Origin of the sequence: Grimontia indica (genome assembly GCF_000333895.2) — a bacterium.
GTDB classification, from domain to species: domain Bacteria; phylum Pseudomonadota; class Gammaproteobacteria; order Enterobacterales; family Vibrionaceae; genus Enterovibrio; species Enterovibrio indicus.
On record NZ_ANFM02000010.1, the window covers coordinates 13,969 to 40,169 of the forward strand.

Below are 26,201 nucleotides of genomic sequence, written 5' to 3' on the forward strand. Positions count from 1 at the left end.
TTCCTGATGTGCTTTTGTTTTTTGGTTAAATACCGAACAAACGCGAGCTGCACAACGGAGTGGAAGCAAAACCGAAAGGCAGATCATGCAGGGGCAATTTCTTGCTCAATTTCTTGGTGAGAAGCGGCTCGGAGAGAGACTAATTCAACCCAAACTCAGACACGAATTTGCTCTTAAGATACATATCCGTCGATTGTTTCAGCCAGTTCGGATTTTGCTTAAACCAGCTATCTAAAAGCGGCATCACGTCCTGCTCTTTCATGCCTGCATTAACACCTGACGAATAGAGCAAGCGAAGCAAGGTGATATCCAGAGTTGTCATCACATTGTTTTTAGAGCCATCGTTAAAGATGGAAGGGAAGACCTTGTCAGAGTCATTGGGTAGGCCCATCGCCTGCGTCAGTTCCTCGACTACACAAGCGAACAGCTTGCCGCGTTCGCGGGCGAGATCGACCGGGATAACAATCAGTGCTTCTTCGATTTCTGCCTGAGATGAAGAAGAGAAATGCGCCATGCAGATAGCACCGCGGAACGGAAAGTCTTTCTGTTTCGGCCAAAGTTGGCGGGTCTCATTCTGCCAGCGGCTCTGGCGGGTAAACACCATGCGGAGATTAGCGTTTTCCGGCGAATTCACCACCTTGATGTCATGCCCTGTTGCCCGCACCAAATCTTCAATTTGGGTGTTGGCCAGCATGCTGTGGAGCTCTTTGTCACCAACGCGATGATCAATATAGATACGTATCGGCTTTTGCCACTTGCGGACAGGGTGCTGGTGATTGTCATACTCATTGCTGAGGGCAATGATTTTAAACGCCCTTTTGACATACTCAGGGTCATTCCATTTCGCCAGAGCAGGGGCAGACAGCAGTGACAGCATCAGCCCCCAGATAAGAATTCGCATTTGGCTCTCCGTGGCCCAGTCAGAAACGTCGTCGCAATCACGACGACTCAAGATTAATAATGACAATCAGTGGGTAAGGTTTCCAGTTGGAAGGTGAGATGTCCAGATTCAATCGTCCAAAACATTTTTGTGTGTGGGAGGAAGCGTTTCTTTATCCCCTAGTGGGTATAACAGAAAGTGTATCCGCGGTAAGGGATAGCAGGTCGCTATCCCTTAAAGGCCCTTTAACCCAAACTCATTGAGAGAATCCACTGATACGGATGACTTCCCGGAGTTCATTCTCCAAGTCCGCTGCGTTTCTGTATGGCAGCGTGTAAGGGCTCTGTTTGAGTAACTCAGACTCCCACGAAATTTCAGGCAATACACCCTCATTCAACCTTGAGCCATCTAACCGACGAAACTCCATAACGGGATAACTGATGTATCCAAATTTCTCATCATACAAGTCATAGATATGGTGAAGTGAGCGGAACTGAATCACCAAGGGAGAGCCCGCAGTTGGCTTGCCAATCACCGTCGAATCAGGTGAACTTTGAATCCCAGCCGCCAATATTTCCCCGCCGGAATTTGTCTGTACATCGGTCAACACCAACACTTTCCCATCGAATACCTTGCTGGTCTCGGAAGAAACACGCTTACTTCTGCCAAACGCATCGTAATAGACTCCGAAATCTTCATCCCCAAGAAACAGGCCCGCTAAACCTGTCATCTCTGGCAGAGCGCCGCCTTGGTTTCCTCTTAGATCGAACACTACAAGTTCGGGATTATTGACTTCTAAAAACTCTCCGGTTGCCTCAGCGATACCATCGTAAAAGTGAGCCATCCAAATGTAAGCGACACGCTTGCCGTCGATGTTCAGCAGGGAGAAATCAACGCCCTGCGTGTGGATGCCATTTTCACTGGAGGCGAAATCCGCCAGTGTGCCCAACTGCAACGGGACAGGAATATCAAGGAAGGTAATGTTTCCCCCGTTATTGCGCAGAACATGGAGCGTGACCATTTCACCGCGCATTCCTGTGACAAGCTCTTGGAGCTTGGCATTGTCGCTGTCTCCCAGTGCTGAAAACTCCCCGGATCTCGTCACACCGACAATACAGTCCAGCGATCTTAAACCCGCATTAAGGGTGGATGTGTTGGTAATACCCGTGACGGAGTAACACGCAGGTTTTTGTGCCAACGTCGCGCCAATGTGCGGGACGGGAGGAAGCGTCGTTTGTTGATACTCTTTTTCAGAAACATAGCGAACACCGGTCACTGAATTAGGAAGCAGGGCGCCAATAAACAGCCCGATGTTGGAAAAGTCGACGCGGTCAGTTTTCGACTGAAGGTAGTCCAATTGCCCTTCAATAATGCGCAATGTCTCTGCCGGGTTGTCAGTAAACCCGTTGATAGCGACCAGCTTATAGGTCAGGAATGCTGCTCTTCTGTCGTCTATCAGATCGCCATCGTCTGCTGAGATAAAACTCAGCGCATTGTCTGGTGCATTTTTTAAAACCTCAGCCCCGTTTTCGGCCAGCCAGTTTTTCATCTCGCTAATGGCGAGGTTTTCCTTTTCACGATAGTCGGTGTAAAAGTCCTGAGCCTTTTTGGTGGAAAGGTTTAGGGGATAAACGAACAGATCGCGATAGCGCTCCTCAAACGCCTTTTTCTCTTCATCCGTTAACACCACACCGATGGGGTCGAGATTGAAGAGAAGCCGAGAAAAAGCCTGCCCAACACTTTCGCGGTTGTTCGCCAGGGGAGTGAGCGTATCGAGTGATGACTTGTAATAGCGTCGTATAAACCGATTAACCATCGCATTCAGCGCATCGTTGTAGCCTTGTTCTGCACTGGCAGGCGTGGAGGGAGCATATGCTTTGGGGGCACTCTCTTTCGGGGAGTTAGCGCTTCCCGTTGACTGACAGCCAACAAGCAAAGAGGCGCAAAATAAGCCAAACACCCAAAACGGTTTACACACGGTTTTTCCAAACAGCACTTTCATCGACATCATCCCTGTCATTACCACTTTGTGAAAGCTAGCTTATCTTTGAGCGCGTTGCCGTGATCTGTGTTTTTACACACAGCTAATTCGTTGGTTTGTATCAGTTTGGAGGCGGGGCTAAGAATTCCTGGCTGGTGGGGGAGTTGGAGGGCGGTTAACTATTCGGTCGAATAGCCGTTCTACAAGAGGTAGGGCACAGGTGAGTAGCGAAGTTTATTTTGGTTTTAGAATGAGAGCTCTTGGTCGAGGCTATCCATTTATTTTCAGGTGCATTCGACAATGTTAGGGTTGAATACGATTTGCTAAATATTTAGAGACGGATACCAGTGTCGGTCTAGGCTCTTGTAGATGAACAGAGAACAGGCAAGACAAAATATTATAGAGCAGAATCAGATAACTGAAGAAAAAGCAAAAACTGCTCATTCATCACTCACTTATTTCTTCCCAAAGAGGATATAATCGCTGGTGATAATGCCAGTAAGCATGATGAAAACAAAAACTCAGAGGTCAAACTGTGGCTAAATTAAAACCAAGAGCTAGGCTTATACGCACAATTGGCGACAAATTAATTAGCGGCCCTGAGGCAGCTATCATAGAGCTTGTTAAAAATTCTTATGATGCAGATTCACCATCGGTTGAGATTGTGATTACTCCTCCCACAGATACCCACAATGGGAAGATTACAATAAAAGACACCGGCCATGGCATGACCTATGATAACATCCTAAATGACTGGCTTGAGCCAGCAACTGATATCAAAAGTAAAGTCACTACTTCTAGGTCTGGTGCTCGCACAGTGTTAGGAGCAAAAGGGGTAGGTCGTTTTGCGTCTGCTAGTCTAGGGCAAAAGCTCAAGCTTTCTTCAATTGCCAAACTTGACAACAAGTTTCAGATTAGTCGTTTAGAACTCGATTGGAATATTTTCGAATCAAATAAATATCTTGACGATATTGATATTGATATTCAACAAACAGAATCACACAACCCAGTGAATACTGGCGTGCTCATTGAAATCGAAGAATTGTCCACTGTCTGGGATGAAAGAAAAGTTCGCAAGCTCGTTCGAGAGCTTCGTCGCCTTGCAACACCGCAGAGTGAAACGGATACACCGTTCAACATATTTCTAGACCTTAAACACTTCACTGATAAAAATTCAGCACCGTATAGCTTTAATGGACCTCAACTACTCTTCGAAACAAATCGACTAGCAGAAGTACTAGAAGATCAAGAACATGATCCAGCACATACTAGCAATACACTAATTACTCCTTATAAAATAAGTAAAGAGTCAGATTATCGCCTCAAGGGTGTTTTCGATGAGAAAGGGAATTTTTCTGGTACATTTACTATTATTCGTGGAGATAACTTACCCACGATTTTAAAACTTGATGCACCTCCTCTCGGTATTGGAGAGCTTTCATGTGGGAGTATTGAAGTTGATTTGCGATTATACGATTTAGAAAAAGATTCTGTTGAAAAACTCTTTGAGCGAATGGGGTTGAAATTTTCTGATTTTGGTTTGAGAAATGCTAGGGCTATGATCTCTGAGAACACTGGTATCGGTATATATAGAACCGGATTTAGGATTCGCCCTTATGGTGAGCCTGATAATGACTGGCTAAAGTTAGAAAACCGAAGAGTTCAGCAACCTTCTAAAAGAATTGGTCACGGGCAAATATCAGGTACGATTAGTGTTGGAACGGAAGCAGAGTCAAACCTAATTGAACGAAGTAGTCGTGAAGGACTGGAGGCGAATAGCGCATTTGAGCGTTTGGTCGGACTTATTACTGGCGTTTTACTTAGAGTTGAACAAAAACGATTTGATTTTAGAGCAAAAGCTGGAATAAGCAGAAAACCAACAAAAAGAATTGATAAAGCTCGTGAGCTATCCTCGCTTGATTCAATAACTAAAGCTGTTGGAAATCTTGCCGAGGAAGATCGAAAGCCTCTTTTGCTAAAGATAGAAAAAGAATCTCAAGCTTTAACAAAAGCTCTAGATGAAATTGAAGCGTATCAACGACTGCTAGAGTCTCGAGCAGCTTTAGGTATGGTTGTTGCTCAAGTAATACATGATGGTCGAACTTATTTAGAACCTATTAGTTCATCTGCAAAGTCAATTATTAAAAATGCTCCTTTGGTTCTTGAGAATAGCCCAAAAGGTGAGTTGATTAGAAAGTATTACCCTACCTATGGCCAGGCAATTCTTGATGGAACGAAAGGTTTAACATCATTGTTTAAATCTTTAGATCCAATCTCGGGAAGGAGAAGGGGTCGCCCAGTTGAGTTTTCTGCAATAGATAATATTGAAAATACTTTAAACCTTTTGGATGAGTTGTTTATAGAGAGTTCAGTTTCTTTGGATTTAGATGTTGATGGAAACCTCAAGCTCTATGGTTATTCAGGTGACTTACAGTCAGCAATGATGAATATTTTCCATAATGCTGTTCATTGGTTGAACTCAACTGAAAATAACAATAAAACTATTCGGGTTTCATCCCATGTTGACGATGGGATGGCAAAAATATCTATATCTAATAATGGCCCAGTTATTGATGTTCAAGATCAAGATTCCGTGTTTGAAGCTGGTTTTTCACTCAAATCTGACGGGCATGGTTTGGGCTTATCAATTGCAAAAGAAGCATGTAAGAATAGCAATGGAGACCTGAATTTAGACAGTGACTCCATTGATACATGCTTTGTAATAACATATCCAATTTATCAGTAGGCTTATTCAATGAAATTGAAATTATTAATTGTCGAGGATGTACAACAAATCATTGAAGGATGGAAGGAAAAACTCGACTTCTATGCTGTTGAAGATGAACCGAAATATATAATATCTCCTCATTTTGTCACCAATTTGCAGGAGGCTGAACAAGCGATAAAATATACAAGATTTGATGCTGCAGTTATTGATATCCGTCTTGATGAAAACGGTCAGCAGACTCATAATGGCAATGAGATTCTTTCCCGCCTCTCAAATAATTCCTTGACGGTTTGTGCGGTTCACACTGGAGAGCCCGGTACAGAAGTTGTAGAAGAACATCTCAAAGAGTTTGTAAGAGTTTTCAGTAAAGGCGAAGGAGAAATCGAGCGTATTCTTGATTGGCTAGACGCCAAAGCAGATATGATTTCTGCAATTCAAACCATGCAGGATTCCTTTAATACATCTATGGCAAAAGCGTTTACAAAATCTGTTTGGCCTCGCTGGAGTTTTTGGCTAAGCGGTAGTCGAGACATAGCTTTTGCGAAAGCAGCCTTAACTCGTCATATGGCGACTCATTTACATGCATCGTTCCTGAATGAAGTATCAGCAGTTCACCCTGAAGAGTACTACTTTTTACCGCCTCTTCAAGATAGGTTAGATACAGGTGATATAATTCAATATGACGGAGCATTTCATATTTTGGTAACCCCTAGATGTGACTTAGCAAGAGAGCAAAACGCTACATTTCAACTTGTTAAGTTGCTATCCAAAAAAGATGACTGGGTGAATCTGCACAGAGAAAAAGTTGACGGAGCAAATAGAAAAGCTAAAGAAGTAGCAACTAAAAGCATAGGCAACCTAGTCAATCATGGAAATCGTTCTCCAAAGTTGCACTTTATTCCTCAGTTTAAGCTAAGTTCAGGTGAAGAATTAGGGCCTTTTCATGCACAGTTCAACATTATGCAATGCATAGAAGCTACACCTGAGATGCGAGCTACTCTTACGGCTGAGAGAATCGCAACTCTTTCTAACGAGTTTGTACCATCTTTGGTCGAGCGGTTGGGGGCGTATTTTAGTCGAATTGGTACGCCTGATTATTCACATCCAGAGTGACTTTTTCCGAGTAGCTCCATCACAATCTTACCAATCTGCTGTGCTAGATATGGTGGCACAGCATTGCCTACCTGCACATACTGCTGCGTTCTATTCCCCTCAAATTTATAATTATCTGGAAATGTCTGTAAACGGGCTGCCTCACGAACAGTCAGGCTTCGGCATTGCTTGGGGTCGTAGTGAATGAAGTAGTGACCGTCTTTTGATATGTGGCTAGTGACTGTCGTTGCACATTTATTTGCTGCTTGGGTGCGAAAACGGTCTGCATGTGAACCGCTACTCCAGTTTTCATGAGCGGGAGCGAGATCACTAGGAAAGTCTTTCGCTTTAGGTGAAGTTCCACCACTCAGCTTTGTATATCCAGCACTAAAGGCATAACGGAGTAAATCACCTTCCATATGTCCTCGAGTTTCATGATTTAGTACACATGCTGGGGCATTGTTTCTATACCACTTAATCAAATGGTTTGGCATTTTCTTGGGATGAGAAATTGGGTGACTAGCACTTCTTTGAAGCATTTTAAATGGCTTCAGGTCTAGTTCATTAGCATCATCAAATTGCTTTCTCAGTAACCTTTTAGCAAGTGTGCCATTTTTCGAAACTAGCTTTTCCCAGTCTTTCGTATCATCTTTACGCTTAGAGAAACCACTTCGTAACTTAGGTAAATCTGCCAGGACCTGCTCTACTGTTGTTTGTTCGCCACTTTGAGTTAGCGTTCCCGGAACTCCTTTTACATCAGCTCGAACGCCAAGCAAAATGACACGATGACGAGCTTGTGGTACGCCATATTTCTCCGCTTTAATAAGAAAATCAGAAGGGTCGCAGTAGTGAGGGTCATTGGCATTCTCTGTATCTACCACGAGGGAAAATATTTTGTATCTAGGTGTGGCGATTTTGGTTACTCGGCCTGGAGAACGCAAGTCTTTTAAGATACGAGGAAACATCACTTCATCATCTATTTTCGCGGAGAGAATGCCGCGAACATTCTCCATAACAAAAACGTCAGGCTTAGCAATAGAGATTACCTTAAGATACTCTTTGTACAGAAAGTGTCGTTGATCTTTTTTGGCTTTATAGTCTTTAATACCCGCATTGCGTGAGCGGCCAGCTAGCGAGTAAGCTTGGCAAGGAGGACCTCCTATTACGACTTTCGGACCATGATGGTTAGTAATTAGATCAAGAATACGCTCGTGAATCAGCTTATTGTCGTCACCTAGTGCGTGAGGGCCAAACAAGGTTTCTTTTTGGGCTTCTTCTGCTTGCTGGGGGAAGCGCTCAAAAAGCTCATCTCGGGTCAAGTCACCACTTAAATAAGCGCTATAACTCTGGAGACCATCTTCGGTATCGCAAAGTTTCCGATAGAAAGCTCTAGTTGTGAGCGTCTTATGAGCAGACGCTTCTTTCTCAACTGACATGCCAATTTTAAACGGCGCAATACCGTTTTCATCTCGCACCGATGACACACCTTCACCAAGCCCTCCCGGCCCCGCGAACAAGTCTATTACAAGGATTTCACCAGTTTTCATTAGCACCACAAATATCAGAAAAACATAGCAATAATACTAGCCAAAGCCGCAGTGACAATAATTTTATTACTGCTTTATCAGCATCGGTTTGATAATAGGTAATTCGCCTGCTCATATAGCTTTTAGAGCGACCGTAGTTGCATATCTGGTCTGCTTTAAAAGTATTAAGAATGCCTTTCAAGCTCTTAACAAGTAAGCTGATGGGCTTAAAGTAGAAGCTGCTTTACCATTTGTACTACAAGAAAAAAGCGCCAACTCTTTCGAGTTGGCGCTTTCCCAAACGTTTGGTGGAGCTGGCGGGAGTTGAACCCGCGTCCAAAATCAGTCTAACTAATGGCGCTACATGCTTAGTCTATCTTTAATCTCGTCAGTGTGCTGCGAATAGACACGCTACAAAAAGACATACCGAAATTCTATTTCGCGGTTCAGCTCTTCGGTCAAAGCTTCCCTCGCTATCCTGATTGGGTTTGACTGCCCTGATTCCCCGTCCTACAGGCGGAGGCTAGGGAGGGCAGGCTCTGAGCAGGTTATTAAGCTGCTAGTGCGTAGTTTTCGTCGTTTGCGACTATTTTTTTGCGGCTTTTTACGAGGCCAACCGCCCCTCGGCATGCTCCACGAGCCTTCTTGATCCTGTCGAATCCTGAATCAGCCCCGGAATGTGGACGCAGATACTAGCATAACATGCTGCTGCGTCAACGATTATCTGGTTGAGTGCTTCATGATTCGCGCTTTGTCGCGCTGCCAATCGCGATCTTTGGAAGCATCACGTTTGTCATGAAGTTTTTTACCTTTTGCCAGACCAATCTTAAGTTTAGCCCACGACTGTTTCCAGTACATGGAAAGCGCGATAACTGTGTAACCTTCGCGGTTCACTTTGCCAATCAAGTTGTCGAGTTCACGACGCTTGAGTAGCAGTTTTCGCACGCGTGTTGGGTCTGCCACTACGTGTGTAGAAGCAACATTCAGCGGAGTGATGGTCGCGCCAGACATGAAAGCTTCACCATTGCGGAAGAACACGTAGCTCTCGCTGATGTTGGCTTTGCCTGCACGGAGTGATTTCACTTCCCAGCCTTGTAGCTCTAGCCCTACCTCAATATCGTCTTCGATGAAGTATTCGTGGCGAGCCTGGCGGTTCTGAGCAATCGTGTTGCTGCCCGCCTTATTCTTTGCGTTTTTCTTTACCATAATGGCGGCATTATACGTAGTGGTTATGGTGGGCGAAACAAGTTTTTATCGGATTTTCAGGCGCCCGGCCCCATAAACCGTCGATGGCGGTGTTTCTGGGTGTCCCTGTTCGTTGCCGTTTGTGCGGTTTGGAGGCACGTTGAAGGAATTTGGGGAAAAATACGGTCTGGTGATATGATGCCGGAATCGACCTGAGAGGAGACGCTATGCCGCGTATTACCCGTTCTGCGTTGGTGCCGTATAGTGCAGAGCAGATGTTTGAACTTGTTAATGATGTTGAAGCTTACCCTTCGTTTTTGCCGGGGTGTGCCGGTTCGCGCGTGCTGGAAGCCAATGACAGTGCGATGACCGCGTCGGTGGATGTGTCGAAAGCCGGTATCCGCAAAACCTTTACCACGCGCAATTTGCTGGTAAACGGTCAGCAAATCAAAATGGAACTGGTTGATGGCCCTTTCCGAAAACTGGTGGGTGGCTGGCATTTTACTTCTTTGGATGCGGATGCGTGCAAAATCGAGCTGAATCTGGATTTTGAGTTCACCAACGGTTTGGTGGAAATGGCGTTCGGAAAAGTCTTTAACGAGTTGGCGATGAACATGGTGAAGGCTTTCACCGACAGGGCGAGAGACATTTATGAGTGACGGTAAGTTGCTGCATATTGAAGTGATGTATGCGTTGCCGGATGAGCAGCGTGTGTTTAAGGCGATTGTGACGCCAGATACGCCGGTGGAAGAAATCATCAGCCACTCGGGTATTTTGGATGCCTACCCAGAAATCGACCTGAAGAAGAACAAAGTCGGTGTGTTCAGTCGTCTGGTGAAACTGGATGCGACGGTGCACGACGGCGACCGCATTGAAATCTACCGCCCGCTGGTGGCTGACCCGAAAGAAATTCGCCGCCGCCGCGCAGAGCGCATGAAAGCGGAAGGGAAATCTGACCCGGTCACAGGTGGTAAGGTGAACCCGCTACGTAAAGGCGAGTGAATCTGCATTTCGCTTTCGTAGAAGAAAGTGAAGAAGAATGCGGATAAGAATATAGATAAGAACAAAGAGAAAAGCGGTGGTCATTGGCCACCGCTTTTTTGTGTATTGACTACGATTGGTATGACTTCAGCAGGTTCCAGGCATCTTGCCAGAACGGTGTTTTACCCGGCGCATAACTTGGGTTAGAGCACCAGCCTGAGTTTGGCCATGGCTTGCATTGGTATAGCTTGCCGTCCTGACCTTTTACAATGTCACCTTCCTGATAAGCCGCGCCCGGTTTGTAGCTTGGGTATTCACCCGGTGGTGGCGGTGTCACTTCTGGATCCGGATCTGGTGTTGGCTCTGGGTTTGGTTCTGGGTTAGTGCCGCCGCAGCTCTCGTCGTCAGTTTGTTTCCAAACGCCCCATTCGCCGGTGTTGCCCGGCTCTTCGCCTTTGGTCCACCAGGCGGCCAGCCATACCACGCCGTGGTGCGAGACTTTATCTCCACCGACATATACGCGGTTTTTCTCCCAGCTGGCAATACATGTCGCGCTGGCTTCGACCGCAATGGTGCGGGTGGCTGACGCTGTCTGGCCTTCGCTGTCGGTGACTTTGTAGCTCAGCAGGTAATCGCCCGGTGTTTGGGTATCAACATCACCGAAAACGCGGATGCTAGCGGTGATGTCGCCATCTTCTTTATCAAACGCGCTCACGCCTTGCAGTGCATCAAAGCTATCGCCCTGTTGCAGGGTCACGTCTGTCACACCTGACAGGGTCGGCGCTTCGCCAAGCTCTGTGGTGACGATGCCTGCTTTGAGTTCCACCGTCGGCGCGGCAATCGCGATATCGGCAAGCAGTTTGTCGTTGCAGTAAAGCTCGGCACGGTAAGGGTTGAGCGCGGTTTCCACATTCACGTGGAAGCGGTTCATCAAGCCTTCTTTAAAGCGTCGGTTGTGCAGGTTGAAGCGTTGGGTACCGCCTTGCTGAGTGAGCACGTCCAACTGGCACGACGATGCAGTGAAGTTATCGGCATATACGGCACCATGCGCACCATGCAGGGCAGGGTAGATGTAGCTTGGCAGCGTGTTGCTTGGGTCGTAGTAACCCACCAGTGTGGTCACGGCAACGCCTTGTTTTTCAGGAATGCGTGGTACGGTTTTGTCGATGATGTCTTTTTCCACTTCCACCCACTGACCTGCTTCAAAGCGGTAGGCGTATTTGGTGCCGTTCACCAGAAGCTGGGAGTCACCGTTAAAGTGAATGTGGGAGTTGTAGCCTGCTGATGAGCGGAACACCACCACTTTGCCTTCAAAGCTTTGGTCTGTCGGCAGGTAGAAATCACGCGCCCAGTAGCCGTTGCCTGTGTTGATGCGAACGGCGTCTGCGTTCTCGAACAGTTCGTGGAACTTGCGGCTTTCCGCGCCAAACTCGTTCAGGGTGTTGTTGTCGCTGATGGTGACAATGTTAAAGGCGAGATCGTCCTTCAGGCTGTTGTCCCATGGCTGCATGGTCTGGCTTTCTGCATCCCATTTGCTGAATCCGGTTGGGGAGGCGGGGTCAAAGCTCGCTTTGCCTTCCATGAAATGCTGGAACACGTTCAGCTCGTAAGGGGTGTGCAGTGTGTATTCATTACCTGCCGGGTGCAGCGGCCAGCCACCCGCCATGGTGCCCCAGCCGAAACTGTGTCCGTTGAAAGGTTCTGCGCATTCGCCTTCGTAGCATGACGAGCCATTGGTTCGCGCTTTGCTGAGGTTCGGCAGGAAGCGGTTTTCAAACAGATCCCAGCCCCAGGTTGAGTTGATATTGGTGGAGCTGTTATGCACCGAGCCTTTGAATCCGCCCAGATAGTGAGCTTCTGCATGGGTGCCTGCGCCGAACTCATGGCCGACTTCGTGGCTGAATTCATTGCCTGTTGAGCTGACCACTGACGCCACACCGGCATAAGAGCCGAGCAAACCGTGATTGATAATGCCATCGCTGTAGTTGCCCCGTGAGTTGTTCACCGTCACTTGGGCCGCGTGGTAAGGCGCGCTGATGTTCCATTGGGAACCGTTCATCACGTCATAGCTGTTCACGCCATAGTTGGCGCTGTTGATGCCAGCGGAAATCAGTTCACGGGCTATGCGGTAATGGGAATCACTGCCGTAAGCGTCTGCTTTGCTTGGGTCTACGTCGACCAGCAGGCGGCCATCCGGCAGCATGATCTCTTCCAGATGGATGGGCGCATAGGGGTTCACGATAAGTTTGCTGATCTGCACAGACTGGAAGTAATCGCGGTGCAGTTTCTCATCGGTCATAAAGCGGAATTCACCGCGCGGTGGCGTCAGCAGACCCACATCGACAGTGTTAAGGATCAGTGTGGTGTTAGCGCCGACTTTAATGCCTTCGACCACGCCTTCCTGAAGGCCATTGCTGAGCGTCAGGCTGAAGCCCGGCTCAATCACTTCTGCGGGCAAAACCGTTGTGTAGGCTTTGTCGCTGTAGGCGAGTTTGCCGTAATCGGCATCAGACTGGGCAAACCATTTTCCGCCAACGTTGTTGTAGGTAAAGCGGTTACCGGAAGAAAGCGTGTCTGAGCCGTGGGTGTAGTGAATGCGTGAGTTGTATCCGGCCTGTGAGGAGAAGGTGACAATCTTGCCGTCGAGCTCTGCGCCTTCCGGCAGCATAAAGTCGTAGGCAAAGTTGCCGTTGCTGGTGGCGATTTCTAGGGTGTCATGCTCGGTCAGCAGCGCTTTGAAAGCGTCCTTGCCGGATTCATAGGCGATGACATCAATCGCCTGTTGTGACGAGATGCGGTGCGCGTAGGTTTCCGGTACGACAATATCGAGGTCGATATCAATCTGGCCCGCAGGTTTTGGCTGCGCAGAAGGCGGCAGCAGGGTCGTGCGGTGCACCTCTTCGCCCTGGCTGTTTTTCACCACCACGGCGATCTCGCTGTTTTGAAGCGCATCAGTGGTGTGAGGTTCTACGATCACCAGTGCTTTACGCAGTGCGACCAGATGCGGCTGGCGATCACCTTCAATACCGTGGATGGTTGGCATGATCACGCTCTGTGCCATGCTGACGCTGGCAGCCAGTGAACCTTGGGTATCTGAAGGCAAGGATTTCTGGTTGAAGTAAACGGCTTGAGAGCTAGGTGTGCTGGCGAAGGCTGTTGAGCAGCTTGCCCCAGCGAGCAATGCCGGGATCAGGCAGGCTAACTGTTTCTTGTTCATCGTCTTTATTCTTTTTGATGTGTGTGATTTGGGGCGGAATATATAGATGGAAATACAAGGTGAGTGAGCGAGAAAATCTGTTATTTGAAGCAGTCCCTCAATTCAGAATCGTGAACTGGCAGTAAATGCACAGCGGTGACATTTTTATGACGTAATTACAGTGGCTTACGAAGTTTTGACGCTGTCTGGAAAGGTCGTCTTTGAGGTGTGTTTTCAAGACAAAAAAGCGCAGCTTATATTGGCTGCGCTTTTGGGGTGAGTGGTGGTTGGCTTATAGCGCTTCGGTGACATCCGGTACGAAGCTTTGGCTTTCGAGCGGCACACGCACATAGCCTTCTTTGTTGATCTCCGGCAGATCGATGGTGTCATAGCTGATGGCTTCATACGGAATGCTGGAAAGCAGGTGGGAAATGCAGTTCAGGCGCGCCCGTTTTTTGTTGTCGGCTTCCACCACCCACCATGGAGATTCTTTGGTGTCGGTGTAGGCGAACATCTTGTCTTTCGCTTCACTGTATTCTTTCCAGCGGCTTCGGGATTCCAAATCCATCGGGCTGAACTTCCAGCGCTTCATCGGGGTGTTGATGCGCTCGCTGAAGCGCTTTTCCTGCACTTCATCGGAAACTGAGAACCAGTATTTCAACAGGATGATGCCGGAGCGCTGCAGCATGCGCTCGAACTCGGGGCAGGTACGCATGAACTCGTCATATTGCTCGTCGTTGCAAAAGCCCATCACGCGTTCAACACCTGCGCGGTTATACCAGCTTCGGTCAAACAGGACGATTTCGCCCGCTGCAGGAAGGTGCGAAACGTAGCGTTGGAAATACCATTGGGTGCGTTCGCGCTCGGTGGGTTTATCCAGCGCGACAATGCGGCAAACACGAGGGTTGAGCTTTTCAGTAATGCGCTTTATCACGCCGCCTTTACCCGCAGCATCGCGCCCTTCGAAGACGACGACCACTTTCAGGCCTTTGAGTTTGACCCATTCCTGAAGTTTAACGAGTTCCGTCTGTAGCTCAGCGAGTTTGTTCTCATAGGCTTCGCTGCTGAGTTTCCCTTTCTTCTTTTTCGTTGGCTTGTCTTGTTCTTCGCTCGCCATGTGCCACGTCCTTTTCCTCGGGTTGTGTTGCCACCCTAAAAAAGAAAGGAGGATGATTTCAATCCCCCTTTCGGAAAAGTGCGAGCTTAGCGAGTTAGCGCTGAGAGTGTGGCTTTGATTGTCTCAGGATTGGTGACTGTGATGGCAAAATCGTCACCGTTGCCCATGGTGGCGTTTTCATTCTTAAACGCCATATGAGATTGGCGGGTGGTTTTACCGGATAGGTGAATTTCGGTGACGCCTGTGGCATCGACAATGCGCTTGGCATTGTCCGGCGAAACGCCTGCACCCGGCATGATTGAAAGGCGACCTTGGGTAAAGGTAACCATGTCTTTCAGCATTTCAATGCCGTCTTCGGCACGCTTGGCAAGGCCGGAGGTGAGGATGCGCTCCACCTTGTGTGCCATCAGAAATTCCAGTGCATCAAACGGGGCAGAGCAGTGGTCAATCGCTCGGTGGAAAGTGATGCCCATGCCGGAAGCAGCTTTGATCATGTCGCCAACAATCGTCTCATCGATTTTTCCGTCAGCCTGCAGTGCACCTATCACCACGCCGTTAAGGCCTGCCTGTTTCGCGGTGTGAATGTCTTCAAGCATGATTTCCACATCATCACCGGAGTAAAGGAAGTCGCCTTCACGGGGACGGATAATGCCGTAAACCGGAATACTTGCCACACGCGCCGCCGCTTTCATGTAACCCGCACTGGCTGTCAGGCCACCTGTCGCCAGCGAACTGCAAAGCTCAATACGCTTTGCGCCCGCGCGCTCAGCGATAGGAAGGGATTCAATACTATCAATGCACACTTCAACCAAAACAGACATACAACACTCCTTGGAATTTGAACGCTCATCATCAAGGAGTTGCATTCGGAATAGAAGATGGGGGCGTGTAAAAGTTTGGTAAAAGTTGGGGAAGAGCAGGGCCTAGGGTACTAGGTCCTAGGAAGAGCAAGAGCGAGGAAGAGCAGAGATGAGATTTGAGATAAGAGAAAGAGCGGGAAGGGCAGAGAAAGCAGGGACGAGATTTGAGATAAGGGAAAAAGCAGGAAAACGAAGATATAGATTAGAGCAATGCGAGAAAAGGCGCTGAAAGTTGGGTGTGTCTGGAAATCAATTTAATGACCGAGAGTCCGCTTTTCCTAGGACCTTGTTCCCTAGGATCTAGGACCTTTTAAGTCCGCTTTTCCTAGGACCTCGCCCCCTAGGACCCAGGACCTATAAAGTCCCTTTGGAATGCTGAAGTGCGGGCTTAACCAAGAGGCGAATAAATCCGAGATTTGCCGGGGCCCAAATACAAAAAGGGCCCGGTGGTCCGGGCCTCATTCTATTTTTATAGCTGACTTTGGCTTTACGCTTACGCGTTAGGGGGAAACTGCGCGAGCAGTTAGCCAAATATTACAGGTCGTCAGAGTGCTCAGACAGGAACGCTGCAACACCTTTAGGAGATGCGTCCATACCTGCTTTGCCTTCTTCCCACTGTGCTGGGCAAACTTCACCGTTCTTCTGGTGGAAGTTCAGTGCGTCAACCATGCGCAGCATTTCGTCGATGTTACGGCCCAGTGGCAGGTCGTTAACAACTTGGTGACGTACCAGACCGTCTTCGTCGATCAGGAAAGAACCACGGAAAGCAACGCCAGCTTCTGGGTGCTCTACGTCGTACGCTTTACAGATCTCGTGCTTAACGTCTGCAACCAGTGGGTATTTAACCTGGCCGATACCGCCGTCTTCAACAGCAGTGTTACGCCATGCGTTGTGAGAGAACTGAGAGTCGATAGAAACGCCGATGACTTCAACGCCTTTCTCTTGGAAGTCAGCGAAACGCTTGTCAAAAGCGATCAGCTCAGAAGGACATACGAAAGTGAAGTCCAGTGGGTAGAAGAACAGAACCGTTTTCTTACCTTTGGTGAATTCTTTCAGGTTGAAGTTTTCTACGATTTCACCATTGCCCAGTACTGCTGCTGCAGTGAAGTCTGGGGCTTGACGGCCTACTAGTACCATTTCTCAGCTCCTAAAATGTCTAATTTTCAGGCATGAATGCCTTGATTCATCTATGAACGGGACAAACTATAATGGAACTGCTAGATTGAAAAAAGTGAATTAAATAGATTAACCTAATCGGAAAAATCGATGAATAAATTCCCTTCTCTCAAACAACTCCATTACTTGGTCACACTGTACGAGACGCGCCATTTCGGTGAGGCGGCCAAACAGTGTTTCGTCAGCCAGTCTACACTAAGTTCCGGCATTCAAAACCTTGAAGACCTGATTGGATCTCAGCTTATTGAGCGCGATAACAAAACACTGGTATTTTCGGCTATCGGTGAAGATGTGGTGTCTCGAAGTCGGGAAATCTTGGCACGTAGTCAAGATTTAATGGAGCTGACACAAGTCAGTGAAAGCCCGATGCAGGGCAAGCTGCGTGTAGGCTGCATTCCCACTATCGCTCCTTTTCTTCTCTGTGATTTGGTGCAGGCAGTGAACCAGCGCTTTCCCGAGCTTGATTTACTGCTGCGAGAAGACACCACCGCAAATCTGCTTATGGCGCTGAAAAGCGGTGAAATGGATGTGCTGATTCTGGCGCTACCTGTCGAAATCGGCGGCATGCAAAGCCGAATCGTGGGGAAAGACTCGTTTAAGATGGTGCTAAACAGTGCTCAGGCACAAGGGATCCCTGTTCCTATCCACTATTCTGATCTGCCGGATGAGTCGGTGTTTCTGCTGGAGCGTGAACATTGCCTGACAGACCACGCCGTGTCGGCCTGTCAGCTCACAAGCACAGAGAAAATTAACCCATTTACCGCAACCAGCCTTCATACCTTGGTGCAAATGGTCGCGAATGGGTTGGGGACGACTTTCATTCCTCAAATGGCCATCAATCATGGGCTCATCGAAAATCTCGATTTGGTGGTGATGGAACCACCTGGACGTGAGGCTTACCGCGAGATCGGTTTGGTTTGGCGTCCTACTTCGAGCCGCAAACCGACCTTTGAAGCACTCGCGGATCTGGTTGAAACTCTCCTTTAAGTACCATTGTGGTACTCAAATCCGGGGAACTTTCATCGTCAACATATGCATCACGACACCTAAAACGATGAAATTTCCTCTGGTTTTTCAAGATTCTTTAGCTCTCATTAGGTTTTAGAATAACTTTGGTGATTTATTCTAAATATTTAACCCATATTCGAATTAAATCCTTTTTACACTTTGGTAACTCCCCTGCGCTTCTGAAATTAAATTCTGTCGGTATCCCTACATATTTTTCGCCAATTATTAAGCACTTAAGTTGCATGTTTGTTAGCGGCTGCCAAACGCTTCCATTGTTAAGCTTTTGTTATAAAAAGATTTTCTGCAGAAATTGATATTCACTGCTACGTTTAAAACATGCGAATTCGATATTCAACAAGTTGACTCAAAAAGTAATTTAATTTCGTAAGTGCTTACAAAAATCGCACTAAGGGATGAGAAAGTCACAAACGGAAGAACAATCTGAGATTCGTTTTAATTCAGTGTTTTGAGTTAAAACTCTATATTTTATAAGATATTGATATTTAATGGTTTAAATGATTTAAGACTTAAGTCTAACGCCTTTGGTAGTGTTGACGGGTGAAAATAAATACGCCAGTTTAGAAAGGTGTTTCGGCGATAAGAAAGCAATCGAAGCAGTAAGGGAATAATTGGTATTGTTGTGATTTAGTTACAAATGGAAATGGAGGGCATTTTATGGATTCACAAGCACAACAAGCTTTAAAGGAATTGTCGTTTGTTCCGCCGATCACTGAGATGGAATCTGATGTACTGACTGATGAAGCGCTCTCTTTCATCCTAAAACTTGCTACCCGCTTTGCGCACCGTGTACCAGAACTGCTGGAAGCCCGAGAAGCACGTCAGGCGCAATTCGATGCGGGTGCCACGCCTGACTTTCTGCCTGACACGGCGGAAATCCGAAACGGTGATTGGCGTATTCGCGGTATTCCTGAGGACCTGCAGGACCGCCGCCTGGAAATCACCGGCCCGCCAGAGCGGAAAATGGTGATTAATGCCCTGAATGCCAACGTAAAAGTGTTCATGGCGGACTTCGAAGATTCATTCTCGCCGGTATGGGGCCCTGTGCTGCAAGGCCAGCGTAACCTGACCGACGCGATTAACCGCACCATTTCTTACAACAACCCGGTGACAGGCAAACACTACGCCCTCGGCGATGACCCATCGGTGCTGATTTGCCGTGTTCGTGGTCTGCACCTGAAAGAAAAGCACGTGCTGCTGGATGGTACGCCGATTCCAGGTGCGCTGTTGGACTTTGGTTTGTATTTTTTCCGCAACCATAAAACCTTGTTGGAAAACGGCTCTGGTCCGTATTTCTACCTGCCAAAACTGCAGGCACATCAAGAAGCTGCATGGTGGAACGACGTGTTCTGCTTTGCGGAAGATGAGTTCAATCTGCCTCGCGGAACCATCAAGGCAACCGTGCTTATCGAAACGCTGCCAGCTGTGTTCGAGATGGATGAAATCCTGCACGCGCTGAAAGACCACATTGTGGCGCTGAACTGCGGCCGTTGGGATTACATCTTCAGCTATATCAAAACATTCCGTAACCACTCGGACCGCGTTTTGCCGGATCGTCAGGTGGTGACAATGGAAAAACCTTTCCTGAACGCGTATTCGCGTCTTCTGGTGAAAACCTGTCACCGCCGTGGCGCGATGGCAATGGGCGGCATGGCCGCGTTTATCCCGTCAAAAGACCCGGAGAAGAACGCCTGGGTTCTGGACAAAATCAATGCAGACAAATCGCTGGAAGCCAATAACGGCCACGACGGTACTTGGGTGGCTCACCCAGGTCTGGCGGACACGGCAAAAGCGGTTTTCGATGCAGCGCTCGGTGAGCGTAAAAACCAACTCGATGTTATGCGTGAGCAAGATGCACCTATCACAGCCAAAGAGCTCACAGAGCCGTGTGAAGGTGACCGCACCGAGGAAGGCATGCGACACAACATTCGCGTGGCGGTGCAATACATCGAAGCTTGGATTTCGGGGAATGGATGTGTGCCTATCTATGGCCTGATGGAAGATGCGGCGACGGCGGAAATCTCCCGCGCTTCAATCTGGCAATGGATTAAACATGAAAAATCGCTCAGCAACGGCAAGACCGTCACCGCAGATTTCTTCCGAGCCTGTCTGGCCGAAGAGATGGATGTGCTGAAGCAGGAACTAGGGGAAACCGTATTCAACGGTGGGAAATACCAGCAGGCGGCCAGTTTGATGGAGCAACTGACCACCAGTGATGAGCTGGCAGATTTCCTGACGTTATCTGGATACGAATTGCTGGACTAATTACCGATTTATCAAACATTGAGAGAGGGAAGCACAATGACTCTGACAAGACAGCAGCAAATTGACGCACTGAAAAAAGACTGGGCAGAAAATCCACGTTGGAAAAACGTGAAGCGTACTTACACAGCAGAAGAAGTGGTTGAGTTACGTGGTTCATTCGTTCCAGCGCAGACCATTGCCCAGCGTGGTGCAGACAAGCTTTGGGATTTGGTTAACGGTAGCGCGAAGAAAGGCTATGTGAACTGTCTTGGCGCGCTGACCGGTGGTCAGGCTGTCCAGCAAGCAAAAGCAGGTATCGAGGCGATTTATCTGTCAGGTTGGCAGGTAGCTGCGGATAACAACACCGCATCTTCTATGTACCCTGACCAGTCACTGTACCCGGTAGATTCTGTACCAGCAGTGGTTAAGCGCATTAACAACTCTTTCCGTCGTGCAGACCAAATCCAGTGGTCTAAAGGTGGCACGCCGGAAGAAGGTACCGATTACTTCCTGCCAATCGTGGCTGATGCAGAAGCAGGCTTCGGTGGTGTTCTGAACGCTTACGAGCTGATGCGTTCGATGATTGAAGCAGGTGCGGCAGGTGTTCACTTTGAAGACCAGCTGGCATCGGTTAAGAAATGTGGTCACATGGGTGGTAAGGTGCTGGTTCCTACCCAAGAAGCCGTTCAAAAACTGGTTGCAGCACGTCTTGCTGCCGACGTTGCAGGCACCACCACCCTTGTGATTGCGCGTACTGATGCGAACGCAGCAGACCTGCTGACATCTGATTGTGACCCTTACGATAAAGACTTCATCGAAGGCGAGCGTACTTCTGAAGGTTTCTACAAGGTTCGTGCGGGTATCGATCAGGCGATTTCTCGTGGTCTGGCTTACGCACCTTACGCAGACCTTATCTGGTGTGAAACCGCAACGCCGGATCTGGAAGAAGCACGTCAGTTCGCTGAAGCTATCCACGCTCAGTACCCAGATCAACTACTGGCTTACAACTGTTCGCCATCGTTCAACTGGGAGAAAAATCTGGATGCGCCAACCATCGCGAAGTTCCAGCAAGCTCTGTCAGACATGGGCTACAAGTACCAGTTCATCACTCTCGCGGGTATCCATAACATGTGGTACAACATGTTCGATCTGGCGCACGCTTATGCGCAAGGTGAAGGCATGCGTCACTACGTGGAGAAAGTACAGCGTCCTGAGTTTGAAGCAGCTGAGCGTGGTTACACCTTCGTTGCTCACCAACAGGAAGTGGGTACCGGTTACTTCGATAAGATGACGAACACTATTCAGGGCGGTAACTCTTCGGTAACAGCTCTGACGGGCTCTACGGAAGAAGACCAGTTCTAAAGCGCTATCCCAATCGGGCTGATAATCCAGCCATACCTATCGGCCCGATTGCCTTTATAACATGCAATAAACCTAGCTGTTCAAGAGCCGTCAGAGCTCCAATATCCACGCTTTGAGCGACCTTCGGGTCGCTTTTTTTGTGCCTGTGATTTGAGACTTCTGAGAGTTAAGGCTGGTGGTTAAAATCGCGAGCAGCGCTAAGCACATCTCTATATATAGAAGGAAAAGCATCCATCAGTATTTGTCGATGAGCGACTAAGGTCTCTGCCGTCTCAGCCAGCGGGCCCATCCGAGGGCTTCGGGATGACATGCGTCTCAGCGCAAAGGGCAGGGTGTTGATATCTGCATAAGAGGGAATCCAGCCTTCGCGCCACATTTTATCTGAGAGAAAAAGATACCTTTCCGGTAGCGGATTGGGTTCTTGCTCAGTCGCGGTGCGGCAGTTTTTCTCGGCGAGGGCGACAAACTCATCGAAACGGGCGTTATTGAAGGCATCCCAATGATGGACGAGCGCATGATCCCAGAACATATCGAGAGCAATCGCACTGAATCGGTAAAGGTGTTTGGGAAAGAGCGCGCGGCAGGGCTTGATGGCCTCATGGCTGTCGATGTAGCGGTCCACAAACCGGTGAAGATAGACGGCTTTCGTCGTTTCTGGCAGAAATTTACCGTCGGGCTTTCCGCGAACAAAATCTGCCATCAGGTTTCCCATCAACTGGCTGTTGCAGTGCTTGGCTATATGTAAATGTGCCAGATAATTCACGCGCCCTCTGGACCTTTCCTTGAAACGGAAAACCTAGCCTATCTCAAGTGGCACGTGTTTGTCGCTATCAGACCACTTCTTCCTCTTCTTCCATCGGCTCTGTTTCTTCCTGGATCTCGAGCAGGTTGATGGCGATGGCGACGAAATCGCTGTCTGTGATAATACCGACCAGTCTGTCGTCCTCAACGACAGGCAAGCAGCCAATCTTACGTTTCTGCATATATAGTGCAGCCTCTTTGAGCCCGGCACACGGTGACACCGTATATAAAGAACGCTTGAGGAAGCGCAACAAAGGCGCTTGCATCGGGTCGTTGTCGCCAACTGCTTTTTCCAGACTGGATGTTTGAGCAGCGAGGACGTCACGCTGAGTGACCAATCCTTCCAATTTTCCGGAAGCACTGACGATAGGAACGTGGCGAATACGGCGGGAATCCATCAGGCACTTTGCGTCAGATATCTTATCCTTAGAAGAGAGCGTGATGGGGTCGGAACTCATCATGTCATTAACGGTAAACATTCTGCCTCCAGAAATACATATAATTAGTAAGGCTATATCTCGAATGTAGCTAAAAAGGCAGGGACTTTAGGTGACGACATTCAAACTTCCATCCGGAAATTCTGAATGACGCCAAGGTTGTTTCAAGCAGTAGCAACGCACCGGGGCGCAGCGGCGCCAAACAACACTTTTTTGTTTTTAGGGGCGATGATAATGCGCATGAAACTCGCAATACTATCCTTACTTTTCTCTTCATTTTTGGGGCAGGCCGCAGAGCCGTCTCCCAATGTTGTTGGTGGGACAGATGCTTCCATCAGCGATGCTCCCTGGCAGGCATTTATCAGAATTGGTAACGCTTTTTGTGGCGGGGTGGTGATCTCTTCCCGCTGGATTCTGACCGCGGCACATTGCCTTGATACTGCCGATGACGATGACCCTTTTTCTCTGGCATCAGCCAACTCTGTCTCGGTCTACACGGGAACAGCGGAAATTAATGGGGCAAATTTTTCCAGCTTTCAATCTTCCGTTGACTCTATTTATACCAACAGCAGTTACAACAAAGATACGTTGCAAAACGATATTGCCTTGGTAAAACTTTCCTCCGATGTCCATCCTAATGCTTCAACCGTGGTGTTGCCCAATGACACGGTACAAGCTGCCGTCGATGCGACGGGGAACCTCAATAACAATGATATGCAGCTAACTGGCTGGGGCTATACGGACACCGGACGAAGCCAAACGACCACAACACTGCAAAAAGCGACGCTCTCTGCACTGACAGATGCAAGTTGCGCCTCTGCTTGGGGAACAACTCTGACTAATGTGTCTGATTACCAATCTAAGTATTTCTGTGCTCAGGCAAGCGGTGTGGGTGCTTGTAACGGAGACTCAGGCGGCCCACTAATTTGGTACGACCCTTCCCGCGCTGGTGATGCAGATGGCGGCGCAACCCTGATAGGCTTGGTGAGCTTCGGTGTGGCTTCGCAGTGCGCATCCCCGACGGTTCCAGACGTTTTTACCCAGGTTGCCACTTACATCAGTTGGATTTCCAACTGCCAAAGTGGGAGTTGTGCGAGCAGGTCTTCGACGGTAGTGCAGGGATCCGGTGGGGGTGGTGGGATTGGCTTGTTTGCACTTTTTTTTGCCCTGACCGGATTTTCTATAAGGTATTTGATTGGAATAATAGGATCTTACCCTCAGTGTCTCAAGGATGAAGAGATGGTGTAAGAGCGAGACTTTTCTGACATACCCGCTACTGATTCCTTTGCCAGCCTGACTGATTAAGATACGGTTTTTCAAAGTCTAGGAATAATGGGTTGGCAAAGGAATATGTTTAGTAAGAAGTATGTTGTCGCGGTTGCGATGCTGACAAGTGCGTTTGCTCCATCAAGCAATGCAGAGAATGCTGTCAGTCCCCGAATTGTTGGTGGGCAAGATGCCACGATTTCCGAAGCGCCCTGGCAGGCGGCTGTCACGATCAGACGTTCAGGCGGAACCGCATTTTGTGGAGGCATCGTTATCGGCTCCCGCTGGGTGTTAACGGCAGCGCACTGTCTCGACCTTGCTGATGAAAACGATGCGTACTCCCTTGCTCCAGCTAGTGAAGTCTCTGTTTACACAGGCACCGCCGTTATTGATGGCGCAGACTTCAATAATTTCCGTTCTGGTGTTTCAGCCACATTTGCCCACAGGGACTACAACAAAGACAACTTCTCTAATGATATTGCCTTGCTTCAACTTAGTTCGGATATCAACGCTAATGCATCCAGCATTTCTCTGGCGACACTTGCTGATCAATCTGCTTTGGATAGCAACGCCGGGAACAATAACCAAGACCTTCAGTTAACAGGGTGGGGATTTACGAACGTATTTGGCACCCAAAGCACTGATATTTTGCAAAAAGCCACGCTTTCTGCCGTTTCTGATAGCACATGTGCCAGTCAATGGGCCGCTGAGACTGATTTGAACTTGTTTGCCATTGCTGGTTATGAAAACAATTACCTTTGTGCTGAACAGAGCTCTATTACTGCGTGTAATGGAGATTCTGGTGGTCCTTTGGTTTGGATTGACAATGGCACCTCAAAACTTGTTGGCGTGGTGAGCTTTGGCGTTAAAACAAGTAGCCAAAATTGCCCAATAAATCGGTTGCCGGACGTATTTACGCAAGTATCTAACTACTCAAGCTGGGTGAGTAGCTGTCAGGTGGGAAGCTGCAATAGCTTCTCTCCTGCTATTTTGAACTCAGGAGGAGGAGGCGGCGGCTCTTTCGCTTGGCTATCATTGCTCTCATTAGGGTTTCTGACTTTCCGTCGTCGACTGTCATAACTCCTCACAATTTGCCAGCTGTATTTGTAGCGGGCAAGCCCCATCCTGCTTGATATTGCAGCACAGCAGCCTATACTAGCGGGCTGCTGTAGAATGGGGCTTTTTCAATGCAAGTATCCGATTTTCATTTTGACCTTCCTGACTCGCTGATCGCACGCTATCCACAACCCGATCGTACCGCGAGCCGTTTGCTGCAACTGAACGGCAATTCCGGCGAGCTGAGTCATAAGCAATTCACTGACATTCTTGATCTTGTCGAGCCAGGTGACCTGATGGTGTTCAACAACACCCGGGTAATCCCTGCGCGCGTTTACGGCCGCAAAGCGTCTGGTGGCAAGATCGAAGTGCTGGTGGAGCGTATGTTGGATGAAAAGTCGATCCTTGCACATGTCCGCGCTTCCAAGCCGCCTAAGCCGGGTACACAGTTGTTTCTGGGTGAAAATGACGAGTTTGAAGCAGAAATGGTTGCCCGCTACGATGCGCTTTTTGAAATTCACTTCAGCGGCGAGCAAGCTGTACTTGATATCTTAAATCAGGTTGGTCACATGCCGTTGCCGCCTTATATCGATCGCCCTGATGAAGAGTCGGACAAAGAGCGTTACCAAACGGTTTACAACGAAAAACCGGGTGCAGTCGCAGCACCAACAGCTGGTCTGCACTTTGATGAGAAGATCCTTGCAGCTCTCAAAGAGAAAGGCGTAGATACGGCATTTGTGACTCTTCATGTTGGTGCGGGTACCTTCCAGCCAGTGCGTGTTGATGATATCAATGATCACGTGATGCACTCTGAATATGCTGAAGTACCACAAGAAGTGGTCGATGCAGTTCTGGCAACCAAAGCGCGCGGTAACCGCGTGATTGCAGTAGGCACCACGTCAGTCCGTTCACTGGAAAGTGCAGCTCAGCATTCAAAGAATGAAGGCACTGAATTGAAGCCTTTCTTCAACGATACTCAGATTTTCATCTATCCGGGTTACGAATGGCAGCTGGTGGATGCATTGGTGACGAACTTCCACCTGCCAGAATCGACGCTGATCATGCTGGTGTCTTCTTTTGCAGGTTATGACCACGTGATGAATGCCTATCAAGAAGCCGTGAACAATGAATATCGTTTCTTCAGTTACGGAGATGCGATGTTTGTCACCCGCCAGACTGAGGTATAATCAGACGCTGGCTTTTATACCGCATCGCTATTTGTGATGGGGTGACTCCAAATTCAACTGGCTGTCAGCATGATTGCGACAGCCAGTTTTGTCTCTGTGC

Annotated in this window: 20 protein-coding genes and 1 other RNA gene; 10 read left to right on the forward strand and 11 right to left on the reverse strand. The window is 48.4% G+C overall.

Features of this window, described 5'->3' with window-relative positions; genetic code table 11:
- Positions 1–139: 139 nt before the first annotated feature.
- A complete protein-coding gene (locus D515_RS05715) occupies positions 140–901 on the reverse strand; it encodes a DUF2927 domain-containing protein (RefSeq protein ID WP_002536894.1) in 762 nt (253 codons plus the stop codon).
- 235 nt (positions 902–1,136) lie between these two features.
- Positions 1,137–2,882, reverse strand: a complete 1,746-nt coding sequence (locus tag D515_RS05720) for a S41 family peptidase (protein ID WP_002536896.1) — start codon at positions 2,880–2,882, stop codon at positions 1,137–1,139.
- A 514-nt stretch (positions 2,883–3,396) separates the two neighbouring features.
- On the opposite strand from D515_RS05720, the gene D515_RS05725 reads away from it, so the two are divergent.
- Entirely contained in the window at positions 3,397–5,607 is a 2,211-nt protein-coding gene (locus D515_RS05725) for a sensor histidine kinase (RefSeq protein WP_002536897.1), read from the forward strand.
- Positions 5,608–5,616: 9 nt separating this feature from the next.
- The gene (locus D515_RS05730) at positions 5,617–6,702 is read left to right on the forward strand and encodes a response regulator (protein ID WP_002536898.1); all 1,086 of its coding nucleotides are present in this window, start codon (positions 5,617–5,619) and stop codon (positions 6,700–6,702) included.
- Here the strand turns inward: D515_RS05730 and D515_RS05735 are convergent.
- From D515_RS05735 to smpB, 3 genes are all read right to left on the reverse strand, one after another.
- Positions 6,684–8,228: a DNA cytosine methyltransferase gene (locus D515_RS05735; RefSeq protein ID WP_002536900.1), complete on the reverse strand. Its 1,545-nt coding sequence runs from the start codon at positions 8,226–8,228 to the stop codon at positions 6,684–6,686. The genes D515_RS05730 and D515_RS05735 overlap by 19 nt on opposite strands.
- A gap of 285 nt (positions 8,229–8,513) precedes the next feature.
- Positions 8,514–8,881, reverse strand: a transfer-messenger RNA (tmRNA) gene (gene ssrA / locus D515_RS25195).
- A 46-nt stretch (positions 8,882–8,927) separates the two neighbouring features.
- On the reverse strand, positions 8,928–9,413 hold the full coding sequence (gene smpB, locus D515_RS05740; RefSeq protein WP_002536901.1) for an SsrA-binding protein SmpB: 486 nt from the start codon (positions 9,411–9,413) through the stop codon (positions 8,928–8,930).
- Between the two features lie 206 nt (positions 9,414–9,619).
- On the opposite strand from smpB, the gene D515_RS05745 reads away from it, so the two are divergent.
- A complete protein-coding gene (locus D515_RS05745) occupies positions 9,620–10,051 on the forward strand; it encodes an SRPBCC family protein (protein ID WP_002536903.1) in 432 nt (143 codons plus the stop codon).
- Positions 10,044–10,394, forward strand: a complete 351-nt coding sequence (locus tag D515_RS05750) for an RnfH family protein (RefSeq protein WP_002536904.1) — start codon at positions 10,044–10,046, stop codon at positions 10,392–10,394. The genes D515_RS05745 and D515_RS05750 overlap by 8 nt, the downstream gene beginning before the upstream one ends.
- A 109-nt stretch (positions 10,395–10,503) precedes the next feature.
- Here the strand turns inward: D515_RS05750 and D515_RS05755 are convergent, their stop codons facing one another.
- From D515_RS05755 to D515_RS05770, 4 genes are all read right to left on the reverse strand, one after another.
- The gene (locus D515_RS05755) at positions 10,504–13,590 is read right to left on the reverse strand and encodes a M66 family metalloprotease (protein ID WP_002536906.1); all 3,087 of its coding nucleotides are present in this window, start codon (positions 13,588–13,590) and stop codon (positions 10,504–10,506) included.
- A gap of 271 nt (positions 13,591–13,861) precedes the next feature.
- Positions 13,862–14,686 (reverse strand): polyphosphate kinase 2, encoded by an 825-nt coding sequence (ppk2, locus tag D515_RS05760; RefSeq protein ID WP_002536907.1) that lies wholly within the window; start codon positions 14,684–14,686, stop codon positions 13,862–13,864.
- An 86-nt stretch (positions 14,687–14,772) separates the two neighbouring features.
- Positions 14,773–15,507 (reverse strand): copper homeostasis protein CutC, encoded by a 735-nt coding sequence (locus D515_RS05765; RefSeq protein WP_002536908.1) that lies wholly within the window; start codon positions 15,505–15,507, stop codon positions 14,773–14,775.
- A gap of 573 nt (positions 15,508–16,080) precedes the next feature.
- Positions 16,081–16,683 carry a peroxiredoxin C gene (locus D515_RS05770; protein WP_002536910.1) on the reverse strand — a complete coding sequence of 201 codons (603 nt, stop codon included), beginning with the start codon at positions 16,681–16,683 and terminating at the stop codon, positions 16,081–16,083.
- A gap of 129 nt (positions 16,684–16,812) precedes the next feature.
- Here D515_RS05770 and D515_RS05775 point away from each other — a divergent pair, with 129 nt between their 5' ends.
- From D515_RS05775 to aceA, 3 genes are all read left to right on the forward strand, one after another.
- A complete protein-coding gene (locus D515_RS05775) occupies positions 16,813–17,709 on the forward strand; it encodes a hydrogen peroxide-inducible genes activator (protein WP_002536911.1) in 897 nt (298 codons plus the stop codon).
- Between the two features lie 696 nt (positions 17,710–18,405).
- Entirely contained in the window at positions 18,406–20,013 is a 1,608-nt protein-coding gene (aceB, locus tag D515_RS05780; RefSeq protein ID WP_002536913.1) for a malate synthase A, read from the forward strand.
- 36 nt (positions 20,014–20,049) lie between these two features.
- Positions 20,050–21,354: an isocitrate lyase gene (gene aceA, locus D515_RS05785; protein WP_002536914.1), complete on the forward strand. Its 1,305-nt coding sequence runs from the start codon at positions 20,050–20,052 to the stop codon at positions 21,352–21,354.
- A gap of 166 nt (positions 21,355–21,520) precedes the next feature.
- On the opposite strand, the gene D515_RS25200 is transcribed toward aceA, so the two are convergent.
- Together D515_RS25200 and D515_RS05795 are read right to left on the reverse strand one after the other, a co-directional pair.
- Positions 21,521–22,117: an acyl carrier protein phosphodiesterase gene (locus tag D515_RS25200; RefSeq protein WP_083939836.1), complete on the reverse strand. Its 597-nt coding sequence runs from the start codon at positions 22,115–22,117 to the stop codon at positions 21,521–21,523.
- 67 nt (positions 22,118–22,184) lie between these two features.
- On the reverse strand, positions 22,185–22,634 hold the full coding sequence (locus tag D515_RS05795) for a CBS domain-containing protein (RefSeq protein ID WP_002536917.1): 450 nt from the start codon (positions 22,632–22,634) through the stop codon (positions 22,185–22,187).
- A 198-nt stretch (positions 22,635–22,832) separates the two neighbouring features.
- Between D515_RS05795 and D515_RS05800 the strand changes: the two genes are divergently transcribed.
- From D515_RS05800 to queA, 3 genes are all read left to right on the forward strand, one after another.
- Complete coding sequence (locus tag D515_RS05800; RefSeq protein WP_239643946.1) at positions 22,833–23,840, forward strand: serine protease; 1,008 nt, start codon at positions 22,833–22,835, stop codon at positions 23,838–23,840.
- 102 nt (positions 23,841–23,942) lie between these two features.
- Positions 23,943–24,938 (forward strand): S1 family peptidase, encoded by a 996-nt coding sequence (locus tag D515_RS05805; protein ID WP_039849682.1) that lies wholly within the window; start codon positions 23,943–23,945, stop codon positions 24,936–24,938.
- Between the two features lie 107 nt (positions 24,939–25,045).
- Positions 25,046–26,101, forward strand: a complete 1,056-nt coding sequence (gene queA, locus D515_RS05810; RefSeq protein WP_002536922.1) for a tRNA preQ1(34) S-adenosylmethionine ribosyltransferase-isomerase QueA — start codon at positions 25,046–25,048, stop codon at positions 26,099–26,101.
- The last annotated feature ends 100 nt before the right edge of the window (positions 26,102–26,201 follow it).